This is a genomic window from Ruegeria sp. CJ6 (assembly GCF_056536665.1).
Window position 1 is genome coordinate 532671 of record NZ_JBQFQB010000001.1, and the last position, 23311, is coordinate 555981.

Sequence of the window (23311 nt, forward strand, 5' to 3'; positions counted from 1 at the left end):
CCAAAAAGAGAACATTTCAACTAAAACTTATGAAAACTACTCTTCAGCAATTGTGTTAAAGAGTCGTTTACGACAATCTGAGACATGAAAGGCATTGAAGAGAAAAGATAAATGCTTGTTTTCTATGAAAAGCGGCTTGCGCTTCTGTCTGTTCCAAAGACCGGCTCCACCGCGTATCAATCAGCTTTGCGCGATCGGGCCGATATCGTCGTGTCCGGACCAACAGACCTGAAACATGCGAACATGCGTCGCTATGATCGCTTCTTCCAGACCATGTTTCGCAAGATGTTTGATGCAGAAATGGACGTCATGGCCATTGTGCGCGAACCTGTCGATTGGTTGGGAAGTTGGTATCGATATCGAACGCGCGCCGAATTGGCAGGTCATCCGCATTCCACAAATGGTTTAAGCTTCGAGGCATTCCTTGACGCCTATATGCAAAACCCCCGCCCGGCCTACGCAGATGTGGGATGCCAAACCGATTTTTTGCAACCCCGCAGTAACGGTAAAGGTGTTGCGCATATCTTCAAATATGACAGCCAGCAAAAGATACTGGATTTCCTTCAGAATCGGCTGGAATGTAAAATCGATCTACCGCGTGAGAACGTCTCGCCCGCTTGCCCAATGGACTTCTCAAAACAAACTGAACTCCGGTTCCAATCATTGCACGCCGCAGAATACGCATTGTATCGTGCTGCCGAATAACGTTTTCAGTTCATTTGCTGAAACACCGCTTCGGTCAGCTGGGTCAACGAAAACGGCTTGGGCAGGAAGGTGGAATTTTCGATCTGAGGACCAGATTCGCCGAACGCCCCCTCAGTATAGCCTGACATGAAGACCACCCGCACTTCAGGCCGTGTTTTCATGGCCTCGCGCACCCAGGTCGGGCCGTCCATTCCGGGCATGACGACATCGGTGACAAAAACATCCACCAGCAAATTGGGGTCGTCCAACAATTGCAGCGCATCTTCGGCTGATTCAGCTTCAAGCACAGTGTAGCCTTTCAAGCGAAGCGCCCGCGTTGCGAAGGCGCGCACCGGGGCTTCGTCTTCGACCAACAAAACCACGCCTTCACCCAATCGGGAACTTTGCACCTCTGACGTATCGGGGGCCTCAGGCTCCGATTCTTGGACCCGGGAACTCACAGGCAAGAGCACGGTGAATTCCGTTCCCCGGTCCTGCACACTGTCGACAAATATGAAACCACCAGTCTGTTTTACGATCCCATAAACAGTCGATAGCCCCAGCCCCGTCCCCTCGCCTGTGCGTTTGGTCGTATAAAATGGCTCAAACACCTTTTGCAGTTTGTCTGCAGGAATCCCGATGCCGCTATCGATGACTTTGACCGTAACATATTCCCCCGGCTGTACCGTAGCCCGATCGCGCGTGATCGATTGATCCAACGTCACTACTTCGGTCTCGATCCGAATCTCCCCACCCTCGGGCATCGCATCACGCGCATTGACGACCAGGTTCATCAAAACCTGCTCTAACTGGCGCTTGTCCGCGCAGACGGATTTGAGCACCGGATCATGACTGAGCGTCAGGCGGACCTTCTCGCCCACAAGACGGTTTAGCAAATGGATAAGGTCTGAAATCGTATCTCGCAGATCCAGCACTTCGGGCCGGAGCGTTTGTTTGCGCGAAAAGGCCAGAAGCTGGCTGACCAACGCTGCAGCACGGTTGGCGTTCTGATTGATCTGTACAAGATCGCCGTAATTCGGGTCATCTTGGTCATGGCGCAACAGCAACAGATCACAATGCCCCGAAATCGCCGTCAGCAAGTTATTGAAATCATGTGCCACCCCGCCCGCCAATTGCCCAACGGCTTGCATCTTCTGGCCTTGAACAAACTGCGCCTCCATCGTTTTCAGTTCGGTGGCATCGTTCAGAACCGCAATAAGACAGACCTGACCATCCCTGAGAATCCGTGACAGCGTAACTTGCACAAATACCTCTTTGTCCTTGCGCACCAAACGCAGGAATTCAGACCGCGGTGCTGCGCCTTGTTCGGCAGCACTCGCCAGCCAGTCCCTGATCGGATAGCCGAGCCCCTGCATCATGCTTTCGATATTCGTCCGCCCCGGTTGGATCTCACCGACCAATTCAACCGCGAGGTGGTTTGCTTCGCTAACATCTCCATCGGGAGACATGCACATGATCGCAACTGGCAAATCTGCAAATGATGTCGTGTGCTGCGGTCCTTCGGCGTGCTGCAGCGGCGTTAAAAGCAACTCACGCACAATACCGCTGTGCCTTAGCGTTGTGACAGTGAATGATGCTTCGGTTTCCCCGGTTTTAATCTGTATGATGCTACCATCAACTGCACCGCCAGCCTGAACCATCGGCTTGAGGCATGTGGGAATCTGACCAAAAAGCTCGATAGCCGCATCATTGGCATCCAGCACCACGTCATTTCGTCCGAGCGTCAGAACCGGCCGCTGCACGCTGCGCCAGATCTGGGGTGCATCTATCCTAAAACGCCAGCAAAACCGATTTTCACCCAGCTTTGAAACAGACACCGGTATTGTTTGTCCGCGCGTGACAACATCTTCTTCCCAAAAGCCCCGTTTCAGGGCACGAGATTGCAAACGCAACAGCACCGCCGACGGGTTTGCAAATACGGTACGCAGAGACTCATCTAGTCGCGTACCCGCGTTCCGAATAAGACGCGCATTGGCCTGAGCGTTTGCAACTAGCACCTCGCCCGTCGCATCCGAAATGACACAGGCATCGGTTTCTTGCTCTAGAAAACCCGTCATCGCAGCGTATGTTTGCGCTTCGATCTGATTCAATATCCAAGCACGCGCCAATGCAAAGACCACTACTACCAGGAAGGACAAGCCAACGGCTGCGACCCCGGCACTTAACCGTGGCGGCAAGACGTCAAAGAAGGAAAGTACGCTCAATAAAATGGCGATCAATGCCAGTGAGGCATAGCGCCCACGATCAATGCCCCATCCACTTGATCGAGAGGGGGTAAATTCAGATTGAATAGACATAAACAGCCCGGATTATTACAATTTCTGATCAATATCTGCCTGCAATGGTTAATTGCTGCTTAATGATCAGTGACATAAACTTCTTAAGGTTGTGTTTTAAATTTTATATTCGCGTCAAGTGTGCTGTAAAAAATCCATCGGTCCCGTGTGAAACCAGCCACGTTTTGCGGTATCCGCTCTGCCATTCGGGATTGCTGGCCAAGAATCCATCAATAATGTCGTCGTTTTCAATCGCCAGCATCGAGCAGGTCGCATAGGCAAGCACGCCTTTGGGCGCAACGAGAGGTGATACGTCTCGTAGAATAGCGGCCTGAATCTGCGTCAGCTCGTCCAAGCGCTCCGGTGTAAGCGCCCATTTCCCTGCCGGTGCGCGGCGCCACGATCCGCTGCCGGAACATGGCACATCTGTCAAAACCACATCGAACGGGGCCTGACCGGTGATTTGGCCTGTGGTCAGGATCTTGACATCCGCGCCCGCCCTTGCCGCGCGCGCTGGCAAGTCGCGCATACGGTTGGGATTGGCATCATGGGCAAAGACCTGAACACCCATATCCGTAGCCGCTAAAGCAAGGGACTTGCCTCCGCCACCCGCACAATAGTCAAGGACACGCATGCCTGGCTGCAAATCAAGCGCGGCAACTACCGCTTGGCTCGCGGCATCCTGCAACTCAACCAGCCCATCTGTATACGGACCGCTCTGAGATATCTTGCGTGCGCCCTCGGTAACTTCCAATGCAGTATCGCAGGCCGGATGTGGATGCGCCGTGATCTCCTCGGCAGCCAGTCGTTGAATGGCTGTAGGCAGGTCAGTTTTCAGCAGGTTGACCCTCAGATGAATCGGAGCGCGCGATTGTAGCGCGGCTGCGGCAAGTTCAGCTTCGTCCTTCAACGCGGCCTGAAATTGGGGCCACAACCACTCGGGGATATCCAGACGTTCTGCGTCGCTCTGAAATGACCTGGGTTGGTCAGCTTCGGTTACCTCTGCAGGTGCATACCGCGCACCCGAAAATAATGACGTTAGGTCTGAGTCCAAGGATCGGGCGGCACCGATCATCAGGCCGCGCCCCGTCTCGGATCCACCGAGCGCCGAGAAGGATCGCTTGCACCGCAATGCATCAAACACATGATCCCGGATCGCAGCGCGATCCTTAGATCCCGCGAACCGACTGCGTCGAGCCCAGCCGGTCAACGCCTTCTCGACCGGTGCACCGGCAAGAATGTCATCGAGGATCTCGATCGAGGCCTGTACCCGAGCAGCAGGTGTCATCGCGTTTTCCGTTCGTCTACACGATCAATTTCGAGAGACCCCCTGAAGGGTCTCACAAACTTACATCACGCGATAATTGGGGCTTTCCCGTGTGATCTGAACGTCATGCACATGGCTTTCCTTCAAACCTGCGCCAGTGATTTTGACAAAGTTGCAGTTCTGGCGCATCTCATCGACGGTGGCACAACCGGTATAGCCCATCGCCGCGCGCAAACCTCCAACCAGTTGGTGCACAACAGCGCTTGCGGACCCTTTGTACGGCACCTGACCTTCGATCCCTTCGGGCACCAGCTTGTCATTCGCGGCGTCCTTCTGGAAATAGCGATCCGCCGAGCCGCGTGCCATCGCACCCAGGCTGCCCATGCCGCGATAGGATTTGAACGAACGTCCTTGATACAGAATGACTTCGCCCGGGCTTTCATCCGTACCAGCGATCATTGAGCCGACCATGGCACAAGACGCACCCGCCGCTATGGCCTTGGCAAAATCGCCCGAGAATTTGATCCCGCCATCCGCGATGACCGGAACATCCCCGGCCGCAGCAGCGCAATCCATGATCGCCGTCAACTGTGGAACCCCAACGCCCGCAACCATCCGTGTTGTGCAGATAGATCCCGGCCCGATGCCCACCTTGATTGCGTCAGCGCCCGCGTCGATCAACGCCTTCGTTGCCTCAGCTGTGGCGACGTTCCCGGCGATGATCTGCACCTCATTCGACAGTGTCTTGGCGCGCTTTACCGCGTCCAGCACCCCCTGCGAATGGCCGTGTGCCGTGTCCACAACGATGATGTCGACGCCTGAATCCACCAGCTGCTCAGACCGCTCAAATCCTGCATCACCAACCGAGGTAGCCGCTGCCACCCTCAGGCGACCCAGGCGGTCTTTGCATGCAGTAGGGTTCAGCACAGCCTGTTCGGTGTCTTTCAGGGTCAGCAAACCGGTCAGTTTGCCACCACCGTCAACAACCAACAGTTTTTCGATCCGGCGCGCGCGCATCAGGCTTTTGGCTTCTTCGAGATCGGCAGGCTCTTGCAGCATAGCCAGATTGTCCGAAGTCATCATCGCGTGGATCGGCGTATCATCCGAGGTTGCAAAGCGCATATCTCGGTTCGTGACGATACCAACGACCCGGCCACTTTCGTCTACCACAGGGAAACCTGTGAAATTATACCGCTCGACCAAAGCCTGCGCATCCGCCAGTGTCTGATCCGCGCGCAACGTCACAGGGTTATAGACGATACCGGATTCGAACCGCTTTACCCGACGAATTTCACGCGCCTGTTCCTCGACTGAGAGGTTCTTGTGCACAACTCCGATCCCTCCGGCTTGTGCCATCGCGATGGCCATGCGCGCCTCGGTCACCGTGTCCATCGCCGAACTGAGCAGCGGGATGTTCATAGTGATTTCACGCGTCACGCGTGTGCTCGTATCTGCCGTTGCCGGCAGCACAGAAGATGCGCCCGGAACCAGAAGAACGTCGTCGAAGGTGAGTGCCTCACGAATCTGCATTTGATAACCCCATGCAAAAGCCCGTTTGACGGTGACCCTATTGCATGGATTTCACCAGAGGGAAAGCCCCGAACCCAAGTTGTTTTCCCCTGCGGGCTTCTACCACGCCCGAAAACGACGCAAGCAATGCAAAACGTGCCGCTGAATGCCCTTTCCCTTTGCGTTCAAACCCATATGTTCGCCGGCATACGCGCGAATACAAAGGCAGGCCATTCATGACCACCGATCCTCTTGTCGTTTTCACCCCGTCCGGCAAACGCGGGCACTTTCCCGTTGGCACGCCAATCCTGACGGCAGCGCGCCAGTTGGGTGTCGATCTTGATTCAGTCTGCGGTGGACGCGGTATTTGTTCGAAATGTCAGATCACCCCCAGCTATGGCGAGTTTCCCAAGCATGGCGTGACCGTCTCGGAGGACGCGCTGAGCGAATGGAACGCGGTTGAACAGCGTTATGACGACAAGCGAGGCTTGAAACCCGGGCGCCGTTTGGGCTGTCAGGCCTCGGTTCAGGGTGACGTGGTGATCGACGTGCCTCCTGAAAGCCAGGTTCACCGTCAGGTGGTCCGCAAGGCCGCCGCCGCCCGCGCCATCACCATGGACCCTGCAACACGCCTGTATTTCGTGGTGGTGGAACAACCCGACATGCACTCGCCCACAGGCGATCTGGAACGGTTAGAACGCGCCTTGCGCGAACAATGGAAGATCGATGCAATCACCGCCGACCTGTCCCTGATGTCCAAGCTGCAGCCAGTGCTGCGCAAAGGGAAATGGGAGGTCACGGTCGCCGTCCACAAAGGCCACAAGGACAACGTGGCCCGTATCGTCGAAATTTGGCCCGGCCTGCACGAACATGGGCTTTACGGTCTGGCTATCGACCTCGGCTCGACAACCATCGCTGCGCATCTGACCGATCTGGAAACAGGTGAAGTCAAGGCTTCTTCCGGCCTGATGAACCCGCAAATTCGTTTCGGCGAAGACCTGATGAGCCGCGTGTCTTACGCCATGATGAATCCCGGTGGCGACAAGGAAATGACCCGGGCCGTTCGCGAAGCGATCAATGACCTGACCACTTATATTGCTGACGAAGCGGAGATCGATGCCGCTCTGATCGTCGAAACAGTGTTCGTCTGCAATCCGGTCATGCACCATCTTTTGCTGGGTCTGGACCCAGTCGAACTGGGTCAGGCGCCATTTGCGCTCGCGACGTCTGAAAGCATGTCCCTGCCTGCGCATGAGATGGACCTGACCACGATGAATCCGCGCGCGCAGGTCTACATCCTGCCGTGTATTGCGGGCCATGTGGGTGCGGACTGCGCTGCCGTTGCCCTATCCGAGGAACCCGGCAAGTCCGACGATCTGGTACTGATCGTGGATGTGGGTACCAATGCGGAAATCTTGCTGGGCAACACCCACCGCGTTCTGGCCTGTTCGTCACCCACCGGCCCCGCATTTGAGGGTGCCCAGATCAGCTCGGGCCAGAGAGCCGCGCCCGGTGCGATTGAACGAATCGAAATCGATCCTGTCACCAAAGAACCGCGTTTCCGCGTGATCGGGTCCGAGAAATGGTCGAATGACGAAGGCTTTGATCAGGACATTGCCACCACGGGCATCACCGGTATCTGCGGCTCAGGCATTATCGAGGCCGTGGCCGAGATGCGCATTGCAGGTCTTCTGGACGAAAGCGGGCTGATCGGCTCGGCCGCGCAGACGGGCACATCGCGTTGCGTTCCCGAAGGCCGCACCAACTCCTATCTGATCCACGACGCCAGCGCCGAGGGCGGTCCGCGTATCACGGTAACTCAAGGTGATATCCGTGCCATCCAGTTGGCTAAATCCGCGCTTTATGCCGGTGCGCGTCTTCTGATGGACGAGATGGAGGTCGACCGCGTGGACCGCGTGGTACTGGCCGGAGCTTTCGGCGCGCATATTTCGACCAAACACGCGATGGTGCTGGGTATGATCCCTGATGCACCGCTGGAGAAGGTCTCCAGCGCGGGTAATGCCGCTGGAACCGGTGCCCGGATCGCGCTGTGTAACATCGGATCGCGGGCCGAGATCGAACGCGTGGTGCGCGAGATCACCAAGGTCGAAACGGCAATCGAGCCCAAGTTTCAGGACCATTTCGTCGCCGCCAATGCGATCCCGCACAAAACCGATCCGTTCCCTGAATTGGCCCAGGTCGTCACCCTGCCCGCTCCGTCCTTCAATACCGGTGGCGGGGATGAGGAAAAATCTGGCCGCCGACGCCGCCGGAGGTCATAGTCGCCCCATCCACAGGAGGCGAATATGACATCAGTGAACGAGGAACAGGCGGAATTCTGGGGAAACTCGGAACAAGGCACCAAATGGCTGACCTATGAGGATCAGCTTGACCACGCCTTCGCGCCCGTTCTTGATCTCGTTCTGAACCGGGCCGCCTTGTCGGCAGGCATGAAGGTGCTAGATATCGGATGTGGCACGGGCGTCAGTGCAATCGCTGCCGCCCGCGCGGTAGGGCCGAACGGGCACGTTCTGGCCGCTGACATTTCACAGCCCTTTCTGGACCGCGCAGCCAAACGTGCTGAAAGCAACGGGATACAGACTATCACTTTTCAGCACGCGGATGCGCAAACCTACGCGTTTGAACCCGGACAAATGGATGCCGCAATCTCCCGGTTTGGTGTCATGTTCTTTAGCGACTCGATCGCAGCATTCCGAAACATCGCCTCGGCACTGAAACCAGGTGGGCAAATGACGTTCGCTTCCTGGGGGCCATTGGACGTCAACCCGTGGTTCAAGATACCCCATGTCGCCGCCGTTCGGCGAATGGGTCAACCGCCCCGCGTAGACCGCTATGCGCCCGGGCCGCTGGCGTTCCACGACATCGACCATGTCAAAGGTCTGATGACCCAAGCGGGGCTGTCTGAAATAACCGGCGACGCGATCACAGTGAACCTGACGGGTTTTGGCGGCGTTGAAGGCACGGCGAGGCTGGTGACACGTGTTGGTCCTGCGGGCCGTGTTGTTGCTCATTTCGAAGGGAGTGAGGCTGATACTGACGCTATTCAAGAAGCGGTCGCAAAAGAGTTCCGACAGTATAAGTCTGGTTCGGAGATCCTCATCCCGGCGATGATCAACCTCTATCAGGCCCGACGCGCAGAATGATTGGAGCGGGTAGCGGGAATCGAACCCGCGCGTTCAGCTTGGGAAGCTGACAGGCTACCATTACATCATACCCGCCGCTGGGCATTGATTAGCACTGCTCTTTACTGGGGTTCAAGGGTCAACAAACGCTGACGAATCGAAAAGGCCGGATCAAAAAATCCGGCCCAATCCATTGTTTTATTTACCTTAAGCGCGGCGACGACGACCACCGCCACGACGTCCGCGTGCACCCTCGCCTTCGGCTCCGGCCTCGGCGGGTGGTTTGTTGAACCTGATCCACTCACCGCCATGTGCGTCGTTGTTGGTCAGCAGGTTGGCGGCGCGGATGGCCTCCATCTCTTTGCCCGCACGCGGAAGGGTCGAACCCAGACCGAACATCTGTACAAAGGTTTCGTCGTCCATATCCTCGGGCAGAATGATACCGGCGGCAGCAACGGCCTCTTTCTTTTCAGCAATCTTCTTCTGCGTAACCGGCAGAGCCACCGGGTTCATGATCGCTGAAGTCATTCCAGCACCCATTGCCATCGGCAGGAAGGCGTTGTTGATACCGTGACGGTTCGGCAGGCCGAACGAGATGTTGGACGCACCGCATGTGGTGTTCACGCCCAGCTCTTCCCGCAGACGACGGACCAGAGCAAACACCTGCTGGCCAGCTGTTGCCATCGCACCAATCGGCATGACCAGCGGATCGACCACGATGTCATGAGCCGGGATGCCGTGATCGGCTGCACGCTCAACGATGGTTTTGGCGACGGCAAAACGCACATCAGGGTCTTCCGAGATTCCGGTGTCATCGTTCGAGATCGCCACAACGGGTACGTTGTATTTCTTGACCAGTGGCAGAACCAGTTCCAGACGCTCTTCTTCACCGGTGACCGAGTTCAACAGCGGACGACCTTCCGCCGCCTCAAGACCGGCTTCCAAAGCGCCCGGAACCGAGGAATCGATGCAAAGCGGTACATCAACAAGCCCCTGCACCAGCTCGACGATCTTGGTCATCAGCGGCGGCTCGGTCTCGTTCGGGTTGGGGTTCGAGTTGTAGACGACACCTGCGTTGATATCCAGAACGGTCGCGCCTGCAGCGACCTGCGCCAGAGCATCCTTTTCGACTGTCGAGAAATCGCCTGCTTCCAATTCGGCAGCCAGTTTCTTACGGCCCGTTGGGTTGATCCGCTCACCGATAACGCAGAACGGTTCGTCAAAGCCCAGAACGGCAGTTTTTGTTTTTGATTCTACGACTGTACGGGTCATGTCCGTTCCTTAGGAGTTAACCGGCTTTGCCGAAGCGCCGCCGTTGTTGATCGCCCAGTTGGCGTTGGTCTTGATCCCGCCCAGCGGGAAGAAGTGTACCTTGGTGATATTGAAATCCGGGTTGGCTGCCTTGTGATTGGCCAGTTCGGTGACCACATCGGTTGGCTCGTAAGGCAACAGCAGCTTGGACACGTCCATGGCGCGCTTCTGCAGGACTTTCAGCGATGGACCAACGCCGCAGGCGATAGCGAATTTGATCAGCGTCTGCAGCTTCGCCGGGCCCGCGATACCGATATGGATCGGCAGATCAATACCCGCTTCTTTCAGGCTATCTGCCCAAGCAATGATCGGCTTGGCGTCGAACGCAAACTGAGTGGCCAGCGCCATTTCGGCGTCGGTGGTTTCCGAAAACTTCTGCTTCCAGCGCAGCGCGTCATCGACATTCTTGGTCGAGCCGTCGGGATCGATATCCTTGTTACCTTCGGGGTGACCGGCTACGTGCAGTCGCTTGAACCCCGCCCTGTCGAACAGTCCGGTTTCCAGCAGCTGCATCGAGCTGTCGAAATCACCATGCGGTTTGGCGACACCACCAGCCAGCAGAAGCGCCTGCTCGACGCCCGCTTCACCCTGATACATGGAAATCCAGTTTTCCAGTGTCGCGGCATCCTTGATGATCCGTGCCGGGAAATGCGGCATGACAGGGTAACCTTCGGCCGCGATGCGCTTGGCGGTTTTGACCATGTCTTCGATTGGCGTGCCCTCGATATGGGCGATGTAGACACGGGTGCCTTCTGGCAGCAGCGCGCGGAAATCTTCGACCTTTTCCGCAGTGCGCGGCATCACCTCGATCGAGTAGCCCTGCAAAAAGGCTTCGACGGTCGGGTTCACAGGGCCGTTTTCGACCGCATCACGTTTCTTGAAGTTCAGCAAAGCCATAGCGGCCTCCCATAAAGATCTGGGGCTCATGCCCAACCGTCATTGGCGATCAGGGTCTTGATACGGTCCTGATCGTACTCTGTTTCCAAACGCGCGGCCTCGGCTTCGGCAATTTCGGACGGGTCGCCCTCAACTGCGAAAGGCTCGGCTTTGCGCCACTCGGCCAGATAGGCATCACTATCCTTGGCGTTCACCTTCATTGCGGCCCGGTCGATGGCTTGTTCAAACCGCTCTTCCAACTGCCGCTTAGCGCCACGACGGCCCTTGCCGACGATGACTTGGGCGGGAATATCGCGCCAATATACGATGGTGACGTCAGGCATTACCGTGATTCCTCCTAACCAGATGGACCGGTTCTAAACTTCAATGTGGGTCCAAGTCGGTCGATTTTCGACATACGGCGTATTTGCAGCGACCTTTTTGCCCACGGCTGCATACCGCAGCTTTTAATGCCTTGGTGGCCAAAACCGAACATCAAAATCCTAATGACTTTAATGAGCGTCTTGCGTGATCCAATTGCGCGACCTATGGTCGGGGTAACTCGAAAATCGGAGGGCGTTTAAGATGGCGCCCAAGCGTCCCAGAGGTGCGGGCGCGTTCCCGAAAGCGGTCGAAAGCCCCGCGCCGGCAAGACCCGATCCAGATGCGTTATATGCGGCACTGGATTTGGGGACAAATAGCTGCCGCATGTTGATCGCCCAGCCCAAGGGCAGTGGATTTCATGTGGTGGACAGCTTCTCCAAATCGGTGCAGTTGGGTGCCGGTCTGGAACGCACCGGGCGATTGTCGCGGGCGTCCATGGCACGTACCGTACAGGCGCTGCGGATTTGTCAGCAAAAACTCAAGCGTAACAAGGTCAAGCGCATGCGCTTGATCGCAACCGAGGCTTGCCGTCGCGCCAAGAATTCACGCGATTTCATCCGGCAAGTTAAACGCGAAACCGGCCTGACGCTCGACATCATCCAGCCCGAGGAAGAAGCACGTCTGGCTGTGATTTCCTGTGCACCGCTGGTGTCGACCAAGACCGAGCAATTGTTGGTCGTCGATATCGGCGGCGGCTCAACCGAATTGGTCTGGATCGACATCTCCTCTGTTCCTCGTCGGGATCGGCCTGCCGCGATTATGAGATTGCATAACGGGTTCCACACACCTGAAAGCCCTTTCCCTGCGGCCAAAGTGGTTGATTGGATCAGCGTCCCGCTGGGCGTGGCAACATTGCGTGATCAGTTCAACGACGTCGAAGACGATGCCGCGCGTTTTGCGCTAATGAGCTGGTTTTTCGAAGAAAATCTGGCCGATTTCGCACCTTACAAGGATGAACAGGCCCGCGAAGGGTTTCAGATTGTGGGCACCAGCGGAACGGTGACCACTGTCGCCGCCTCACACCTTGGCCTCAAGCGCTATGACCGGACGAAGGTGGACGGATTGCGGATGACCAGCGATCAGATTGACAAGGTGATACGAGGCTATCTAGAACTCGGCCCTCGTGGGCGCCGCCGTGATCCCCGGATCGGAGAAGATCGGCAGGCCCTGATCATGTCCGGCTCGGCCATCTTGCAGGCGCTGTTGCGCTGCTGGCCCACCGATCGCCTTTCTGTGGCAGACCGTGGGCTGCGCGAGGGTTTGCTTTATGCGCAAATGAGTGCGGACGGTGTATTGGAAGACGGACCGTTCTGATGGCGAAGACACCAACTGGCAAAAGCAACTCGGGTCGCGGGCAACGCGACCTGAAGGTGAAGGTCAAGACAGCGCGCGGGCGCAAGCTCAGCTCGACCCGCTGGCTGGAACGGCAGTTGAACGACCCCTATGTCAAACGCGCGCAGGTCGAAGGCTATCGCGGACGCGCGGCATTCAAGATACTTGAGTTGGACGACAAGTTCCGGTTTCTCGTACCCGGCGCGCGCGTGGTCGATCTGGGTTGTGCGCCCGGTGGCTGGCTGCAAGTCGCCGTGAAACGCGTCAATGCACTCGGCGAGAAAAGCGGCAAGCGCGTCGGCACCGTTCTGGGGGTTGACCTTCAAGAGGTTGAGCCCGTCGCCGGTGCCACCGCGCATGTCCTTGATTTCATGGAAGTTGACGCCGATCAGAAGGTCAAGGACTGGCTGGGTGGCAAAGCGGACGTGGTCATGTCTGATATGGCGGCTGCGTCTTCGGGCCACAAACAGACTGACCACCTGCGGATCATGGCCCTGTGCGAAACGGCGGCTTATTTCGCGTTCGACGTGCTGGAAGAGGGCGGCACTTTCGTTGCCAAGGTGCTTGCTGGCGGGGCTGAGGGGGACCTTCAGAAACTGCTCAAGCAGAAATTCAACAAGGTTGCCAATGTGAAGCCTCCGGCCTCACGTTCTGATAGTTCCGAGAAGTTTGTTGTCGCCACCGGCTTCCGGGGTTAAGCGGCGTTAATCCAGATCGATCTTTCCCGGCGCTATGCTCTGTTTCCGCAGAGACGCTGCAGCTATGCCTTGCAGCAATAGTGCTTCGCCATGATTGATATCGACAGGCTTGCGCGCGCGCAGCTCTGCAATACGCTGGTCAAGCGTCGTTTTACGGGCCGCCGTCAGCGGCTTTGCGAGGGTAGCGGTGCGATCCGGCATACATCACCTGTAGCAATCCGAGTGCTTATACCGGTTGGCTAACCGCAGAATGCGCCGTGAAGATGGCGCAAATCTGCCAGTTCCATGCCAGTTATCTCCCGAGTTCCTGCGCCAGTTGCATTAAGTTCGGATCATCGGGAAGAACTAACAAGGCCTCGTCCAATGTCGCCAACGCAGCCTGAACACCGCGATTGATGTGGGCAAGTTGAACCAGCATCGGCCAAGCCTCAACGCGCTGCGGGTCGAGCGCTACAACCTCGCGGAATGCACGTTCTGCAGCCGGCGCGTTTCTGAGCGTAAGCGCCCAGCCACCCAGCACCAAATGGGTCTCAGGAAAGTCCAAACGATTGGAAATGCTACGTTGCCAATCCGCCATGCCCTGCTGCGCGCTTGCGCGTTGGTCTTGCGTCATGGCCTGCGCTGGGATCGATAAGAACTCTTTCGCAGCCGAGATGCGTACATTGCGCATGGGGTCGGATAACAACGGCTCTAACCGCGAAGCGCGCAACTGGGCAGGAACCTGACGCTGCAGTACCGGTCCATTGGCACGTATCAGTGGGTCCGGATCGGCCAGCAACGGTGCCAGACGCTCGGCAAGATCAGGCGTTGCAAAAGGTTGCAACAAATACAGGGCGGTTGCGCGAACGATACCTGCCTGCCCTTCATCCAGAGCGATCGCGACCAGCGTTTCGGGGTCGTCCAATTGACCACTGCCTGCTGCTGCAAATGTCGTGCCATAATGCGCCACTCTGTAGGATGATTCCGGGAACCAGAGTTCAATCTGCTGCGCCGCCCAAGACTGATCTTCATCCGCATGGCAATCGGTGCAGGCATCAGTTCCGAGCCCCAGATCAGGGCGGGGAATGCGGAAGCTGTGATCGCGCCTGCCATCTACACCCATATAGACACGCTCGATCATGTGGCAGTTCTTGCATTGGGCACCCGCAGAATTTTCAGCATGTTGGTGATGCACGGGCGTGTCATATTCGGCCAGCCGAAGGGTCGGGAAATCCGGGTTGCCAGCGGGGGAGTGGCATTGGGTACACAACCCATTACCCTCGGCTTTTACCTCAGCCCGGTGCGGATCATGGCAATTCATACAACCCACCCCTTCTGCATACATGCGCGACTGCAGGAATGAGCCATAAACATAGACCTCGTCCAAAATCTGGCCATCTGGGTGATACAAACCCGGTCGCAGCAACGCCAAGTTATAGGCGTCGTGATACGGCTTGCCGGGAAGCGGATTACCATCTTCTAACGCCTCGCGCCGGGAATGACAGCCGGCGCATTGCTGAATTTCCGCTTCTTTCTGCCCCCTGCCCCATGTCGTAGGGAATCCGAACTCGCTCAAACCGTCTTGCAACACTTTTCCGGTCGTCCACTCCAAATGCGCAGAACCCGGCCCGTGGCAAGCCTCGCACCCGACACCAATTTCGACCTGTGTCGAGGCATAGCGCCTTTCCTCAGAGTCGTAGTTCTTCACATAACCGGTCGCATGACACTCGGCACAGCGGGCGTTCCAGTTTTTGTACGGACCGGTCCAGTGCAGCCCATCATTCGGAGGCAGATCCTGATCCGGGTAAAGGTGGAACCAACGGCCCTTTTCGACGTCCCAAACCACATCAAAACTCTGCAATCGGCCGGGCTCGGTTTCGAAAAGATATTGCTGTAGCGGCGCGATACCGACAACGGAATGGACCGGATAGGTCGTTGTAACGCCGTCCTTTTCGGTGACCTGCGCCGTAAGAGCTCCATCTTGATCCGCAAAGGCCACGCTCATTCCATCATGCGAGAATCGTGTTCCATCGAAATCAGCCTGAACGTGGCCGTCCTCCACCTCGGTCCAGGCAAGCGCATGGTATGAGCTTTCCCAGGCTTCGGTTTCTTCCTTATGACAATCCGAGCACGCGTCTGATCCAACATAGTCCTGCGCCTGCGACTGCTGCACGGTCAACCAAAGGATCGCGGTCACCAAGATTGCGCGGAGATACATCATTGCCCCTCTTCGTTTTGCAAATCGATCAGCGCGCCGTTGTATTCAGCCCCGAGGATCAGCATGGCCGAGCACAAGTACAGGAAAATCAGCGCTGCCATTGCCCCTGCAAGCCCGGCATACGTCGCGCTATAGGTCGCAAACTTGGCGATGTAGATTGAAAAGCCCCATCCACCTGCAGCCCACAAAGCCAATGTCAGGATTACGCCCGGCAAGATTTGTAGTAGGCTGTGCCGTCGGGTGGGCAAGATCAGATGGGCCAAAAGAACGGTGCCAGCGGGGACAGCCACGGTAAAGGTCCATCGCAGACGATCCACCGACAGCCAGTTGTCCACATCCACGGCCGTCTTTTCCGAGACCAAACGGGTATAGACCGGCAGAACGACTTCGACCGCCGCGATGGCCAGAATGGCAGCACCGCCGATTATGACCAGCACAAAGCACAGCAGTCGGGTCTTCCAGAACGGCCAATTGTCCGTGTCGTGATAGGCCTGCGCCATCGCCTTTCGCACAGCGGCGACTCCGTTTGAGGCAAAGTAGATCGCCAACAAGCCACCCAAAGTGATCACGCCCGAGCCCGCACCGGCCAGAACAGCACGCAGTTCTGAAACGATGGGATCGGCCACGTCTTTGGGCCAGGCGCCAAATATCAGTTCGATCAGTTCATCGGTCACATAGCCCTGTGACAAGGCCCCTGCCAGCGCAACCGTGAACAGAACGAATGGAAACAGGGCCATCATCAACGACATGGCGACGTGGCTGCTCATGACGAAGCCGTTTTTGTCATTAAATCGGCGCACAGCAAGCCAGAGCGCACGCAGGAATTGGCCGAACGAGGGAATCAAAACAGTTGGCATTGCGCTAGCCTAGCCTGCCTTTTCCTTTGGCAGAACCGCCAATCGGATCAGGCCACCGATTTCATGCGTATAACCTTCTGTATGGATTGCATAAACCCGCCAGCCTGTGCAGGATCAATAAAAACACATTCAGGCAGCACTCAGACCAAGGCCATCTTATGACCTCTGACCCAGAAAACAGCCCATCCCGTGCGCGTCCGCAACTGAGCGTATTGCGGGATGTAGCGATCGTGGCCACGCTAATGGTGCTTGGCCTCTATGCAGGGGCAAACTTTCTGGTGCCGTTGACCATGGCGTTACTGGTCAACGTGCTGATCCTGGCCCTTAGCGACCGGGTCATTGCAGTGACGCGGGTGCCAATCTGGTTGGCGAATGTCGCGGGAGTAACAGTTGTATTGGCCGGTTTGTTCATGATCATGTACATTCTGGGCAGTCAGGCCACGCAATTTGCACGCTCGATCAACACCTACGAAAGCCAGTTTGACGGGGCTGTTCATAGAATTACCGGGTTGGTCGGCAACGATGTCACAAGTTTTATCCGAGACAATCTGGTCAGCATCGATATGTCCTATGTCGCTCGGATATTGCTGGGCAGCGCCACATCACTGCTTAACCAGTTCTTCCTAATCAGCCTCTATGTCGCCTTTCTAATGGCCGAGCGGTTGGCCTTTCGCAAGAAAATCCAGCTTGCCGCCGGCAACCCACGGCTGGGGGCTGACCTGGCCTTGGTTCTGGATGCGATTTCGTACAGCCTGCAGCGATACGTCGGCGTGAAAACATTTATCAGTCTGATCACCGCCACCATCAGCTACGCCGTATTCAAAGCGCTGGGTCTGGAATATGCTGAAACCTGGGCCGTGCTGACTTTCGCCCTGAATTTCATCCCGTCAATCGGTTCGATCATCGCCGTCATCTTTCCCGCAATGATCGCTCTGGTTCAGTTTGAGACGATCGGGCCATTTCTCGTGATCGTTCTGGGGTGCGGCACACTACAGTTTCTAATCGGCAACTTTCTGGATCCGGCTATGCTTGGCCGATCGCTGAACATGTCGACCTTCCTAGTGATTTTGGCATTAACTTTCTGGACTACGGTCTGGGGTCTGATCGGAGCGTTCCTGAGTGTGCCTTTGACCGTCTGCATCCTGATCATCTTCAGCCACATCCCCGCGCTGCGCCCTGTCGCGATCTTGATGTCTTTGGATGGAAGGCTTGGCGAGGATGATCGGTCGTCAACCGAACATTCGGCTTGAAGGTCCGTCAACTTTGACAGCTAGCGACGAGGGCTCGTCGATCTTTCAACCTCAGCCGACCATACCCGCCTTCGATCAAGTCCAATTCGATAAGCCTGTGTAATGCTCGGTGAAGCGTTGGCGCAGAGACTGCAATCATAGCCGCCAGCTCTTCCTGCGAAACCGGTATCCAACCCTCTGCATCGGATGTCACCTCATCCAGATGCAGCAACCTCAGAACCAGCCGTTTCTCGGTGCCGGTCACCGCAAGATTGGCAACGATACGTAGGGCTTTTTGCATGTTTTCATGACTTAAGGCGTAGAAATCCCGAACAAAGTCAGGAGAATCCTGCACTAAGCGTTCTAACCGCGGGGCCGGAAAGAAAAGCGTCTCGGTTGGCCGAGTCGCCACCACGCTGATCAGCCGATGCGCAGTCGCAAACAACGCGAGATCGCCGATCCAAAAGCCACGTCCCTCTTGGTGTATGACAAATTCCTGACCGTCATCTGCGGGGACGGTGATCTTAACACTACCATCCAATACAGCGTGAATCCCGTTGGCGGGATCACCCTGGACAAACAAAGCTTCGTCAGCACCGTAAGTTCGGCGCACGGCGCTGCGCATCAGAGCATCCTGAAAGGCGGGAGATCTGGTTTTGAACCAGGAACTTTCCTGCAGCGCGTCTAGATCAGTTTCAATTAATGCCATCTATATATTTAAACTTCATCATATGATAAATTTCAATCAGGCTCACTGGCCTACATTACTTACACACGAATCCCGCAATCTGGCTATTTTCGCGGGATATCCAATGCTTAACGACTGCAACTAATCCTATTCTGGACACAAGTCTCAGATAGTTCACAGGGACAAATTGTCCACAAGTTCAGGAGTAAAACATGTTAACTACAACCCGGTTCTTGGAAAGCTGGCGTATCGGACTGCGCCGTACCGCAGCAGCGTCGATTGCCGTTCTGGTCGCACTGCCCGCATGGGCGCAGGATCAAAAACCCAACATTCTGGTCATTTGGGGCGATGACATCGGCCAATCCAACATTTCGGCCTACACAATGGGCCTTATGGGATACCAGACCCCCAATATCGACAGGGTCGCCGATGAAGGCATGATCTTCACCGATTATTATGGCGAGCAATCCTGCACAGCTGGCCGCTCATCTTACATCATGGGCCAATCGGTGTTCCGGACTGGACTGTCCAAGGTTGGCTTGCCTGGCGCTAAAGAAGGGATGCAGATCGAAGACCCCACGATTGCAGGGTTGCTTAAGGATCATGGGTACGTGACCGGCCAGTTTGGCAAGAACCACCTGGGCGACAGGGATGAGCACCTGCCGACAAATCACGGATTTGATGAGTTTTTTGGGAATCTCTATCACCTCAATGCCGAAGAAGAACCCGAGCATGAAGATTATCCCGGGGACGCGGTTTTGCCCGACGGGCGCACGTTCCGCGAGGCCTATGGTCCGCGCGGTGTGATCAAGTCCAGCGCAGGTGGCCCCATCGAAGACACCGGTCCACTGACACGCAAACGCATGGAAACGGTGGATCAGGAAACCCTGGAAGCTGCCGTTGAGTTCATTCGTGAGGCCAACCAGAACGGCACACCATTCTATGTCTGGTGGAATGGCACACGCATGCATTTCCGCACCCATGTCGGGGAAGATATGCGCGAAACAGCCAACGAAATCCTAGGTAGTCCGGCCGATGAGTACACGGCGGGCATGATCGAACATGACATTCAGGTCGGCCAACTGCTTGATCTGCTGGACGAACTCGGCATCGCCGACAACACGATCGTTCATTACTCCACCGATAACGGCCCGCATTACAACACATGGCCGGATGCCGCTTCGACACCGTTCTGGGGCGAAAAGAACACCAACTGGGAAGGCGGCTGGCGCGTACCATCCATGGTGCGTTGGCCCGGCAAGATCGAAGCGGGTTCGATCTCGAACGAAATCGTGCATCACATGGACTGGCTGCCCACCTATCTGGCGGTCGCTGGCGACCCCGAAATCAAGGAAAAGCTGAAAGCCGGCTATTCCTCACCTGCCATGGGTCGCGACTACAAAGTGCATCTGGATGGCTACAACATCTTGCCACTGCTGACCGGTGAGACCACTGAAAGCCCCCGCCGTGAAATCTTTTATTTCACGGATGACGGCGACCTGTCCGCTTTGCGCTTTGACGACTGGAAGCTGATCTTTTTGGAGCAAAAAGCATGGGCCACCCTGCGCGCATGGATGGAACCATTTACAGAACTGCGCGTGCCGATCATCGTGAATTTGCGCCGCGACCCTTATGAGCGTGGATACCGTACATCCAACACATACTACGACTGGATGATCGACCGGGTGTATTTCCTAGTACCGGCGCAGCAATATGTGGCGAGTTTCCTGAGTACTTTCCAAGAATTCCCACCACGTCAGAAGGCGGCCAGCTTCAGCCTTGATCAGGTGATGCAGAAATTGGCCACACCAACTTCGAACTAGAAAACAAGACAGGGGCCGCCGTAAAGCGCGGCCCCTTTTTCCAGTATCAGAGGCTATTACATGAGATTTCTCAAACTCACGGCATTTATAGCCACCGTCCCCCTAGTGGCGTTCGCAGACCCCCTGCCCAGCTGGACCGACTCGGCATCAAAACAGCAGATCATCGACTTTGTTGACGCGGTCAGCGACCCGGCGAATGAATTCTATGTCACTCCCGCCGATCGGATTGCGGTGTTTGACAATGACGGCACGCTCTGGGCTGAACAACCGGTCTATTTTCAGTTCATATTTGCCATGGACCAACTGGCAGAGCTTGCTAAACAAGACCCATCCATCTTATCGACCCCAGCGTTGAAAGCGGCTGCTGAGGGTGATCTGAAGACCATTCTGGAAGGCGGGCACGACGCTCTGATCGAAGTGGTCAACGCATCGCATTCCGGCAGCAGCGTTGAAGTATTTCAGGCGTCGGTGGCCGATTGGCTGGACACTGCACGACATCCCGAGACCGATCTGCCCTACGACCAGATGACCTATCAGCCGATGGTCGAGCTGTTGCGCTATCTGCGGGATGAGGATTTCAAAACTTATATCGTTTCAGGCGGAGGCCTGCATTTCATGCGTGTCTTCGCCGAACAGGCATATGGCATCCCGCCCGAACAGATTCTGGGCACCTATGGGGAAACAACTTATGACAGCGAAAACGGCACGCCCGTAATCAACAAGGCCCCCGGCATTGCCTTCATCGATGACAAAGAAGGCAAGCCAATCAACATCGAGCGCACCATCGGCAAACGCCCCATTTTTGCCGGAGGAAACTCGGACGGGGATTTTGCCATGCTTGAATGGACCACCGCAGGCGACGGGCCACGGCTGGGCGTTTTGATCCATCACACTGATGCGGATCGCGAATGGGCCTACGATCGCGAAAGCCCGATTGGACGGCTGGTCGATGGGTTGGACAAAGGCCCGAATATGGGATGGGTCATTGTTGATATGGCCAACGACTGGTCCCGCATCTACACTGGGGCAAACTAAGCAACCCGGATCGCTGCGCCCCGATGTGGACATTACTCGTCTCGTTTTTTCTGTTTTCACTCTATTGCGTAGCGGTCGTCTTTGCAGTTCGCGCTGCGCAGACTGCACGCACACCACAAGGAGCGGTTGGCTGGGTTGTGTTCCTGCTGTCGGCCCCGATGTTAGGCGTGCCGCTGTATCTATTCCTCGGTCACCATCGGTTCAGAGGATACCGGATCGCTCGGCAAGAAAGTGAGCGCGTCGTCGAAGGGATCAAGACCTTTGCCGACTTCTCGAAACCCGACCCTCAGACGATGCGAGTCAATCCTCGCGCGTTTGAAGCGCTGGCCCATTTGCCCGTCTCACGTGGGAATGGAGCCGAGCTGCTGATCGACGGCGAAGCTACGTTTGATGCCATTCTCGACGCCATAGATAAGGCCGAGAATTACGTTCTGATCCAGTTCTACATCGTCCGGGATGATGATCTTGGGCGAAGGGTGCGGGACCGGCTAATCGCCGCGGTCAAGCGTGGCGTACATGTTCGGTTCATGACCGATGCAGTGGGTAGCTATGGCTTGCCGTCCAGCTATTTTGAGACGCTGCGCCAGGCCGGTGTGGATGTTGCAGATCCCCGCGAACAACGCGGGCCCAATTTCCGGTTTCAACTGAATTATCGCAACCACCGAAAAACTGTGATCGTGGATGGCAATGTCGGCTTTATCGGTGGTCACAACATCGGCGTTGAATACTTGGGGCAAAGCCCTCGGTTCGGTCGCTGGCGGGACACGCATATCAAGATGACCGGCCACGTTGTACGGCAACTGCAATTGATTTTTACCGAGGATTGGCACTGGGCGCGCAACGAAGATCTGATCGACCAACTCGATTGGGCTGGAAATGAATCTGATCAGGACATGAATGCGCTGCTGGTGGCAACGGGCCCGGGCGACGAAACAGAAACCGGCGCAATGATGTTCTTTGCGGCCATCACTGAGGCGAAAGAACGGCTTTGGATCGCCTCGCCCTATTTTGTGCCCGACATCGACATCATGACCGCGCTACAGCACGCGGCGTTGCGTGGTGTGGATGTACGAATACTCGTGCCGGATGTCATCGACCATCGTCTGCCCTGGCTGGCCGCTTTTGCCTATTTCGACGAAATCCGAGACTGTGGCGCCCGGGTGTTTCGCTATACCGACGGCTTCATGCATCAAAAAGCGTTTGTTGTAGACGATACCTTGGCCGCCGTTGGCACCACCAATCTGGACAACCGATCTTTCCGTCTGAACTTTGAGGCGATGGCCCTGTTCTTTGATCGCCGCGCAGCAAACGCAGTGGCTGCGATGCTGGAAACTGATTTTGAAGCAAGTTACGAACTGACCCGCGATTTGCCCCAGCAACCGTTCCACATCCGTTTTGGTGCGCCGCTTGCTCGGTTGTTTGCACCGATCCTCTAGTTCAGGAACCGTTCTTCAAAGACCCGCGTCATGAGGGCCACCAGGAACGCGGTCGACAGCCCAAAGGCCAGTAGGCCCGTGACCGATGCAAACGCTCCGAAGATGCGCAGCCCTTCGCCCAAGACGATGTCGCCGTAACCCAGCGTTGTGAACGTCACCAATGAGAAATAGAGGGCCGAATTCCAATCCGGCAGCACATCACCCCACACCCAGACAATCGCCCAGATCCAGACCTGAACCGTATGGGTCAGCACGATAAACACCAGCGCCACGCTGATCGGGCCTGCGGTTGCAAGGATAGTGCTGCGCGTCTCCCATTTCGCAACCAGTTTTCGGATGACCAGAACGCACCATGTCAGCAGCATGATTTCGATCAGAAAACAAATACCCAGATAGAAGCTGCCCCAAATGATTTGTTGCGACAATGTCATGTAAACGGCCTTTGTTCTGATCGCTGAAAACTGTGCAAGCATGGGGGTTTCGCGCGTTGCCGACAACCCCATGCGATGCGTAAGGCTGCGGCGAATAGAACCGATCTCGGCTCT

At 56.4% G+C, this 23311-nt stretch carries 20 protein-coding genes and 1 tRNA gene; 9 read left to right on the forward strand and 12 right to left on the reverse strand.

Annotated features, from left to right (window positions below):
* The first annotated feature begins 111 nt into the window (after positions 1-111).
* Positions 112-705 (forward strand): gamma-glutamyl kinase, encoded by a 594-nt coding sequence (locus ACR0BT_RS02715; protein WP_480704877.1) that lies wholly within the window; start codon positions 112-114, stop codon positions 703-705.
* A gap of 5 nt (positions 706-710) precedes the next feature.
* Here ACR0BT_RS02715 and ACR0BT_RS02720 read toward each other — a convergent pair whose 3' ends face one another.
* The 3 genes from ACR0BT_RS02720 to guaB form a co-directional block, all read right to left on the reverse strand.
* On the reverse strand, positions 711-3002 hold the full coding sequence (locus ACR0BT_RS02720) for an ATP-binding protein (protein WP_480762479.1): 2292 nt from the start codon (positions 3000-3002) through the stop codon (positions 711-713).
* 103 nt (positions 3003-3105) lie between these two features.
* Positions 3106-4269 carry an RsmB/NOP family class I SAM-dependent RNA methyltransferase gene (locus ACR0BT_RS02725; RefSeq protein WP_480762480.1) on the reverse strand — a complete coding sequence of 388 codons (1164 nt, stop codon included), beginning with the start codon at positions 4267-4269 and terminating at the stop codon, positions 3106-3108.
* A 60-nt stretch (positions 4270-4329) separates the two neighbouring features.
* On the reverse strand, positions 4330-5778 hold the full coding sequence (gene guaB, locus ACR0BT_RS02730) for an IMP dehydrogenase (RefSeq protein ID WP_170393021.1): 1449 nt from the start codon (positions 5776-5778) through the stop codon (positions 4330-4332).
* A gap of 215 nt (positions 5779-5993) precedes the next feature.
* On the opposite strand from guaB, the gene ACR0BT_RS02735 reads away from it, so the two are divergent.
* Positions 5994-8039, forward strand: coding sequence for an ASKHA domain-containing protein (locus ACR0BT_RS02735; protein WP_480762481.1), 2046 nt, complete (start codon positions 5994-5996; stop codon positions 8037-8039).
* A gap of 24 nt (positions 8040-8063) precedes the next feature.
* Positions 8064-8921 (forward strand): class I SAM-dependent methyltransferase, encoded by an 858-nt coding sequence (locus ACR0BT_RS02740; RefSeq protein WP_480762482.1) that lies wholly within the window; start codon positions 8064-8066, stop codon positions 8919-8921.
* A 1-nt stretch (position 8922) separates the two neighbouring features.
* Here the strand turns inward: ACR0BT_RS02740 and ACR0BT_RS02745 are convergent.
* The 4 genes from ACR0BT_RS02745 to ACR0BT_RS02760 form a co-directional block, all read right to left on the reverse strand.
* Positions 8923-8996, reverse strand: a tRNA-Gly gene (locus tag ACR0BT_RS02745).
* A gap of 111 nt (positions 8997-9107) precedes the next feature.
* A complete protein-coding gene (locus ACR0BT_RS02750; RefSeq protein WP_170393018.1) occupies positions 9108-10172 on the reverse strand; it encodes a methyltetrahydrofolate cobalamin methyltransferase in 1065 nt (354 codons plus the stop codon).
* Between the two features lie 9 nt (positions 10173-10181).
* On the reverse strand, positions 10182-11108 hold the full coding sequence (locus ACR0BT_RS02755) for a methylenetetrahydrofolate reductase (protein ID WP_170596104.1): 927 nt from the start codon (positions 11106-11108) through the stop codon (positions 10182-10184).
* Positions 11109-11134: 26 nt separating this feature from the next.
* Positions 11135-11431, reverse strand: a complete 297-nt coding sequence (locus tag ACR0BT_RS02760) for a virulence factor (RefSeq protein WP_170393016.1) — start codon at positions 11429-11431, stop codon at positions 11135-11137.
* Between the two features lie 241 nt (positions 11432-11672).
* Between ACR0BT_RS02760 and ACR0BT_RS02765 the strand changes: the two genes are divergently transcribed.
* Both ACR0BT_RS02765 and ACR0BT_RS02770 read left to right on the forward strand, forming a co-directional pair.
* Positions 11673-12785 (forward strand): Ppx/GppA phosphatase family protein, encoded by a 1113-nt coding sequence (locus tag ACR0BT_RS02765; protein ID WP_170393015.1) that lies wholly within the window; start codon positions 11673-11675, stop codon positions 12783-12785.
* On the forward strand, positions 12785-13501 hold the full coding sequence (locus tag ACR0BT_RS02770; RefSeq protein ID WP_480762483.1) for an RlmE family RNA methyltransferase: 717 nt from the start codon (positions 12785-12787) through the stop codon (positions 13499-13501). Before ACR0BT_RS02765 ends, ACR0BT_RS02770 begins: the two co-directional genes overlap by 1 nt.
* A gap of 6 nt (positions 13502-13507) precedes the next feature.
* Here ACR0BT_RS02770 and ACR0BT_RS02775 read toward each other — a convergent pair whose 3' ends face one another.
* The 3 genes from ACR0BT_RS02775 to ACR0BT_RS02785 all read right to left on the reverse strand — a co-directional run bounded on the left by ACR0BT_RS02775 (position 13508) and on the right by ACR0BT_RS02785 (position 16555).
* Positions 13508-13702, reverse strand: coding sequence for a hypothetical protein (locus ACR0BT_RS02775; protein WP_480762484.1), 195 nt, complete (start codon positions 13700-13702; stop codon positions 13508-13510).
* 91 nt (positions 13703-13793) lie between these two features.
* Positions 13794-15701 carry a cytochrome c3 family protein gene (locus ACR0BT_RS02780; RefSeq protein ID WP_480762485.1) on the reverse strand — a complete coding sequence of 636 codons (1908 nt, stop codon included), beginning with the start codon at positions 15699-15701 and terminating at the stop codon, positions 13794-13796.
* Positions 15698-16555, reverse strand: a complete 858-nt coding sequence (locus ACR0BT_RS02785; RefSeq protein ID WP_170393012.1) for a YihY/virulence factor BrkB family protein — start codon at positions 16553-16555, stop codon at positions 15698-15700. The genes ACR0BT_RS02780 and ACR0BT_RS02785 overlap by 4 nt, the downstream gene beginning before the upstream one ends.
* 158 nt (positions 16556-16713) lie before the next feature.
* Here ACR0BT_RS02785 and ACR0BT_RS02790 point away from each other — a divergent pair, with 158 nt between their 5' ends.
* On the forward strand, positions 16714-17805 hold the full coding sequence (locus ACR0BT_RS02790) for an AI-2E family transporter (RefSeq protein ID WP_170393011.1): 1092 nt from the start codon (positions 16714-16716) through the stop codon (positions 17803-17805).
* A 7-nt stretch (positions 17806-17812) separates the two neighbouring features.
* Here the strand turns inward: ACR0BT_RS02790 and ACR0BT_RS02795 are convergent, their stop codons facing one another.
* On the reverse strand, positions 17813-18493 hold the full coding sequence (locus ACR0BT_RS02795) for a Crp/Fnr family transcriptional regulator (RefSeq protein WP_170510220.1): 681 nt from the start codon (positions 18491-18493) through the stop codon (positions 17813-17815).
* 191 nt (positions 18494-18684) lie between these two features.
* Here ACR0BT_RS02795 and ACR0BT_RS02800 point away from each other — a divergent pair, with 191 nt between their 5' ends.
* The 3 genes from ACR0BT_RS02800 to cls are packed head-to-tail and all read left to right on the forward strand — an operon-like array spanning position 18685 to position 22766.
* Entirely contained in the window at positions 18685-20295 is a 1611-nt protein-coding gene (locus tag ACR0BT_RS02800; protein WP_480569785.1) for an arylsulfatase, read from the forward strand.
* Positions 20296-20355: 60 nt separating this feature from the next.
* Positions 20356-21330 carry an HAD family hydrolase gene (locus ACR0BT_RS02805; RefSeq protein WP_480762486.1) on the forward strand — a complete coding sequence of 325 codons (975 nt, stop codon included), beginning with the start codon at positions 20356-20358 and terminating at the stop codon, positions 21328-21330.
* 23 nt (positions 21331-21353) lie between these two features.
* Positions 21354-22766, forward strand: a complete 1413-nt coding sequence (gene cls, locus ACR0BT_RS02810; RefSeq protein WP_480762487.1) for a cardiolipin synthase — start codon at positions 21354-21356, stop codon at positions 22764-22766.
* Here cls and ACR0BT_RS02815 read toward each other — a convergent pair.
* Positions 22763-23197, reverse strand: coding sequence for an ion channel (locus ACR0BT_RS02815; RefSeq protein ID WP_170393683.1), 435 nt, complete (start codon positions 23195-23197; stop codon positions 22763-22765). The genes cls and ACR0BT_RS02815 overlap by 4 nt on opposite strands.
* Positions 23198-23311: the final 114 nt, after the last annotated feature.